Genomic DNA, 5,520 nt, shown 5'->3' with positions numbered 1-5,520 from the left:
GTCCAGTTGCGCCGCCGTGCACCGCTGCGGGGTGGCCGGGCCGGCGGCCGGCACGGTCGAGGGCGTCGGCCGGGCGGCCGGCGCCGTCGCGCTGGGCACCGAGCTGGGCGCAGCGGAGGTCGCCCCGGACGCGCTCGCCGTGATCTCCGGCGCGGCCGCCGGCGGCGCCGCCTCCGATCCGCAGCCGGACAGCGCCAGCACGCCGACGAGCAGCAGGTACGCGCCAGCGGTGCGCGGCCGGACGGACATGACAGTCATCAAGGTCTCCGTTCCCCGTTGCGGGCACGGCCGGGGCCGTCTGCCCCGGACCCGATGTGCCCTGTCGCCCTCACACGCCCCGGTCCGTCATCCGGTTGCGCCCCGGCCGCGACCGTCGTCGACCCGACAGCTGCTCAGAGGAAACGGTGCATGACGTGCAGCCCGATCCGGCCCTGCGTGGGATGCGCGAACGCCTCCGGCACGGTGCCCACCACCGTGAAGCCGAGCCGCCGGTACAGCTCGACGGCCGCCGCGTTGCTCTCCACCACCGCGTTGAACTGCATCGCGGCGTAGCCCTGCCGGCGGGCCCAGTCGAGGGTGTACTCGGCCAGCGCCCGGCCGACGCCGCGTCCCCGGGCCGCGGCGGCGACCATGAAGCTCGCGCTGGCCACGTGCGCGCCGGGGCCGGGCCGGTTCGGGCCCGTCTTGGCGGTGCCGAGGATCCTCCCGTCCGCCTCGGCGACCACGGTCAGCCCGGGCGGCGCCTCCACCCACACGTCGTGGCGCACCTGCGAGGGCCACCCCGGGTCGTACGGGAAGGTCTCCCCCGCGTCGATGACCTCGTCGAGGATCGGCCCGACCTGGTCCCAGTCGGCCTCGGTGTACTCGCGGATCCGCACCCCGGCACGCTAGCCGCGCCCCCGGCGCTCCCGCGACCCGGTTTCCCCGGCGCGGCGGCGCCCCCACGGGGTGGCGCGGCGGGACGAAGATGGACCCGTGGCCGAACCCGTCACCGACCTGGACCGTCCCGGCCCGGCGCCGTCCCCGGTGGACGCTCCGCCGCCGCCCGGCCCGCGCACCGCCGGGCCGTGGCTGCTCGGCGCGGCCGTCACCGCCGTCCTGCTGCTGCTCGCCGGCCGGTACGGCTACCACCGCGACGAGCTGTACTTCCTGCTCTGCGGCCGGCACCTCGACTGGGGCTACGTCGACCAGGGGCCGCTGGTCCCGGCGCTGGCCCGGCTGGCCGACACCGTCGCGCCGGGCAACCTGGCAGTGCTGCGTACCCCGTCGGCGCTGATCGGCGGCGCGACAGTGGTGCTGGTCGGGGCGATCGCCCGGGAGCTCGGCGCGGGCCGGGCGGCGCAGCTGTTCGCCGCGTTCCTCGACGCCACCGCCGGGATCGTGCTGGCCCCCGGGCACCTGCTCAGCACCACCACCGTCGACCTGCTGGTCTGGCTGGTCGCGGCGTGGTGCGCGGTGCGGATGCTGCGCACCGGCGACACCCGCTGGGCGCTCGGCCTGGGTCTCGCGCTCGGCGTCGGCATGCTCAACAAGCTGCTGCCCGCCCTGCTCGGCGTCGGCCTGCTCGCCGGGGTGGCGATCGCCGGCCCGCGCCGGCTGCTGCGGGACCGGTGGGTGTGGGCCGGTGCCGGGGTGGCGGTGCTGCTCGCCGCGCCCGACCTGGCCTGGCAGGCCGCGCACGGTTTCCCGCAGCTGTCGGTCGCCTCGTCCATCGCCTCCGGCGACAGCTCCTACAGCGGCCGGGCCGACGCGGCCGTGCTGCACCTGGTCATCATCAGCCCGTACGCGGTGCCGGTCTGGGTGGCCGGGCTGGTGGCGCTGCTGCGCCGGCCCGGGTGGGCGGCGTACCGGGCGGTGGGCTGGGCCTGGCCGGTGGTGTTCGCGATCGTGCTGCTCGCCGGCGGCAAGGGTTACTACGACGCGCCGCTGCTGCTGGTGCTCACCGCCGCCGGCGCGGTGGTGACCGTCGGGTGGGCCGGCCGGGGCCGGGCGCGGGCCCGGCGGGCCCTGCTCGCCGCCGGGGCGGCGGTCACCGTCGCCGGCAGCGCGATCCTGCTGCTGCCCACCCTGCCGGCGGACCGGCTGCCCGGTTTCGTCGTCGACGTCAACTACGACGCGGGCGAGACCATCGGCTGGCCGGCGTTCGCGGACTCGATCGCCGCCGTGCACCGGGGGCTGCCGCCGGCGGAGCGCGCCCGCGCGGTCGTGCTCACCGGCAACTACGGCGAGGCGGGGGCCCTCGCCCGGTACGGGCCGGCCCGGGGCCTGCCACCGGCGTACTCCGGGCACAACAGCATGGCCCGCTTCGGCCGGCCGCCGGACGGCGCCGACGTGGTGATCGCCGTCGGCTGGGCCCGCGCCGACCGGCTGCGGGCCTGGTTCACCGAGGTCACCGAGGCCGGTCGGGTGGACCAGCGGGTGGCCGTGGACAACGACGAGAACGGGCTGCCGATCTTCGTCTGCCGGGGCATGCCGCGCCCGTGGTCGCAGATCTGGGACACCGAGGTACGCCACGCCTCCTGAGGCCGAAGTGGTCAGGTTCCGGGCGGCCCGAGCGGGCACGCCATACTTGGCGGCATGCTCTGGGGTGTCAGCGGACCGCTCTTCCTGCTCGACTACCTGACCGCGGTCGCCGTGGCGCTCGCGGTCGCCGTGGCGGTCCGGGAGCTGACCGGACGGCGGGCCCGCGGCGCGCAGCCCGACGCCGTCGAGCTGGCGTACCTGACCGACCGGGCGGGACTGGCCTGCCAGGTCGGCATGGCCGCGCTGCACCGGGCCGGGGTGCTGCACCGCGGTGAGCTGGCCACCCTCGCGGTGGACGGGCCGCCGCCGCCCCGCTCGTCCCCGCTGGTCCGCGCGCTGCACGCCGCGGTGCGCCGGCCGCAGACCTGGGCGGCCGTGCTCGCCGACCCCGGGGTGGGGCGGGCGCTGCGCCCGCGGGTGGGCCGGCTGCTGCGCGACGGCTGGCTGCTCACCCCGGCACAGCGGCGGCGGGTGGCGCTGGCCACCCTGCCCCTGTTCGCGGTCGCCGCGGTCGGGCTGGCCCGGCTGCTGGACAGCGCCGTCGAGGGCCGGGACGCGGGCGGTCCCGCCTCCGTGGTGGGTCTGCTGCTGTGCTGCCTGGCCACCGCGCTCGGCGGCTGGTGGCTGTGCGAGGTGCCGGAGACCGGGGCGGCCGCGCGCCGGCTGCTGCGCCGGCTGCGCCGCCGGCACGCCGATCTGGACCCGCAGCAGCGGCCGGCGTGGAGCGAGCGCGGCACCGACGAGCTGTTGACCGCGATGGCCCTGTTCGGGCCGCGCCCGCTGCTGGCCGTCGACCCGCGTCTCGGGGAGCTGGTCGGCATCGACGTCGAGCGCACCCGCCCGACCCCGCAGCGCAAGTTGTCCCGCACCTGACGCTCCGCCGCGGGTCAGCCGTCACCGCAGGCGGTCGGCCTCCCGGATGACCTGGCCGAGGTCACGCACCTCCGCGTCCTCGGTGGCGTCGGCCGCCCGGTCCGCGATGGTCGCCAGGTCGCTCAGCCGGGTCTCCTCGCCGCCCTGCAGGGCCACCGCGAAGTACGCGGCCGCGTAGCAGGCGCGCAGCCGCGGGGACGCCGCGGTGAAGTCCCGGTCCAGGTCCGCGGCGGTCACCGACTGGTACGTCTCGGCCGGCTCCCGGTCGGTCGGGTCGGTCCAGCGCACCTGCACCCGGGCCAGCCGGGCGGTGGGAGACACCCCGTCGGCGAGGTGGACGGCGTAGAGCGCGGTGACGCTGTGCCCGGGACCGACCTCGCCGCCGTCGACCCGGTCGTCGCGGAAGTCCTCGTCGGCGATGGCCCGGTTGTCGTAGCCGACGAGCCGGTAGGAGCGCACCGTCGACTTGTCGAAGGTCACCTGCACCTTGGCGTCGAGGGCGCGGACGCTCAGCGTCGCGGGCAACTGCTGCACGAACACCTTGCGGGCCTGGTCCCGCTCGCCGACGTACACCGCGAAGCCGTCGCCCCGGTCGGCGAGCTGCTCCATCAGCTGGTCGCCGTACTCGCTGCCGACGCCCACCCCGAGCAGCGCGATCTGCTTCTCCGCCTCGGCGCGTACCCGGCGCAGGATCGGCTCGGACTCGGTGCTGCCGGTGTTGGCCAGCCCGTCGGAGAGCACGATCACCCGGTTGGTCCGGCCGGGGCGGAACCCGTCGCGGGCGACCTGGTAGCCGAGCACCAGCCCGGCCTCCAGGTTGGTGCTGTCCTGGGCGCGCAGCGAGTCGATGGAGGTGTGCAGCGGCCGGGCGTCCGCGACCCGGGTCATCTCCCGGACCACCCGGGCCTGGGTGCTGAACTCGACGATGGCGATGGAGTCGGTGGGACGCAACTGGTCCACGAGGGTGTGCAGGGCGTCCTGCACGAGGTCGAGCCGGCCCGGTTCGCCCATCGAACCGGAGACGTCGATGACGAAGGTCAGCGCGGCGTCGGGGCGGCTCTCCCGGTCCTCGCCGCGGGTCTGCAGACCCACCCGCATGATCCGCTCGCCCGGCTCGGCCCGGTGGGTCTCGGGCAGGCGGGCGCCGTCGACGTGCACGGCGAAGCCGTCGCCGGCCGGCTCGGCGTAGTCCTGCCGGAAGGAGTTCACGAACTCCTCCGGCCGCACCTCGGAGCGCTCCGGCAGCCGCCCGTCCCGGATGAGCCGGCGGGCGTAGCCGTACGAGGCGGTGTCGACGTCGACGCCGAAGGTGGAGGCGGCGTCCTCCTCGGTGCTCGTGTCGTTCCCGCCCGGCCGGGGCGCGCCGTCGTACGGGCGGGCCGGCCCGTGGGCCGAGTCGGCGCGCCCTCCGGCGTCCCCGGCGGTGCAGGCGGTGACCGTCATCGCGGCGGCCAGCACCACCGGCAGCAGCACCAGCGACCGTCTCACGTGGCTCATCGGATCCTCCCGGGTGGACTCGAGGGGCGGTGATCCGGCCGTGCCGCACCGGATCCGTCACGGTCATTGACGCAGGGTCGCCGGGGCGCGGCTCCCGCCGTGGCCGAGCCGAGACCCAAGCGTGAACGTCGTGACCATTCCGTGCGGGAAGCGTGACCTGAAGCGGTCAGCGCGGCGCCGGGCCCTGTGCTGCGGCGCCACCGGCGATGCGGCAGAGTGGGCCCGGGAGTCGGCAGCCGAGACGACCGGGGAGGACGGCGACCGTGCAATGGCCCGAGCGGGGTGGTGTTCCGTTACCGGTCAGTGCGCTTTAGCGACTGATCGGTATGTCCCGCCTTGCGGTGGGACGGTCCCGGTCTTGTCCGCGTGGGCGGTGCCGGGTTGACGTTTCATGGCCACCGGCCCGCCGGGGCGGGTCTTATGGTCGGCTCCACGTCCTGCCACCGGGCCACTCCCGGCGGTGGTGATGGTGACCTCATGCGCGAGGGCGGCGAGGTTACGGGCGGCGTTCAGGTCCCGATCGAGGACCAGACCGCAGGAGTCGCAGAGGTAGGTTCGGACACGCAGCGGCAGTTTGGCTTTCACCGCGCCGCAGTCGGAACAGGTTTTGCTGGAGGGATACCAGCG

5 protein-coding genes and 1 pseudogene are annotated in these 5,520 nt (G+C 76.0%); 2 read left to right on the top strand and 4 right to left on the bottom strand.

Annotated features, from left to right (window positions below):
• Window positions 1-258: pseudogene (locus ACWEVO_RS28905) on the bottom strand (hypothetical protein); the annotation flags it as partial.
• 134 nt (window positions 259-392) lie between these two features.
• A complete protein-coding gene (locus ACWEVO_RS28900) occupies window positions 393-878 on the bottom strand; it encodes an N-acetyltransferase family protein (RefSeq protein ID WP_452310639.1) in 486 nt (161 codons plus the stop codon).
• 97 nt (window positions 879-975) lie between these two features.
• On the opposite strand from ACWEVO_RS28900, the gene ACWEVO_RS28895 reads away from it, so the two are divergent.
• Window positions 976-2,523, top strand: coding sequence for a glycosyltransferase family 39 protein (locus tag ACWEVO_RS28895; RefSeq protein WP_452310638.1), 1,548 nt, complete (start codon window positions 976-978; stop codon window positions 2,521-2,523).
• 54 nt (window positions 2,524-2,577) lie between these two features.
• Window positions 2,578-3,396 (top strand): TIGR04222 domain-containing membrane protein, encoded by an 819-nt coding sequence (locus ACWEVO_RS28890; protein ID WP_452310637.1) that lies wholly within the window; start codon window positions 2,578-2,580, stop codon window positions 3,394-3,396.
• A 21-nt stretch (window positions 3,397-3,417) separates the two neighbouring features.
• On the opposite strand, the gene ACWEVO_RS28885 is transcribed toward ACWEVO_RS28890, so the two are convergent.
• On the bottom strand, window positions 3,418-4,893 hold the full coding sequence (locus tag ACWEVO_RS28885) for a YfbK domain-containing protein (protein WP_452310636.1): 1,476 nt from the start codon (window positions 4,891-4,893) through the stop codon (window positions 3,418-3,420).
• A gap of 300 nt (window positions 4,894-5,193) precedes the next feature.
• A partial coding sequence (locus ACWEVO_RS28880) for a zinc ribbon domain-containing protein (RefSeq protein ID WP_452310635.1) occupies window positions 5,194-5,520 on the bottom strand: 327 nt, incomplete at its 5' end.

Source organism: Micromonospora sp. NPDC003776 (assembly GCF_053605645.1).
This window is presented reverse-complemented; position numbering and strand designations above follow the sequence as displayed.

What these genes read in the sequence shown, in the direction of transcription:
- ACWEVO_RS28890 (WP_452310637.1), top strand. Translation starts at nt 2,578, where the DNA reads ATGCTCTGGGGTGTCAGCGGACCGCTCTTCCTGCTCGACTACCTGACC.
- ACWEVO_RS28885 (WP_452310636.1), bottom strand. Translation starts at nt 4,893, where the DNA reads ATGAGCCACGTGAGACGGTCGCTGGTGCTGCTGCCGGTGGTGCTGGCC.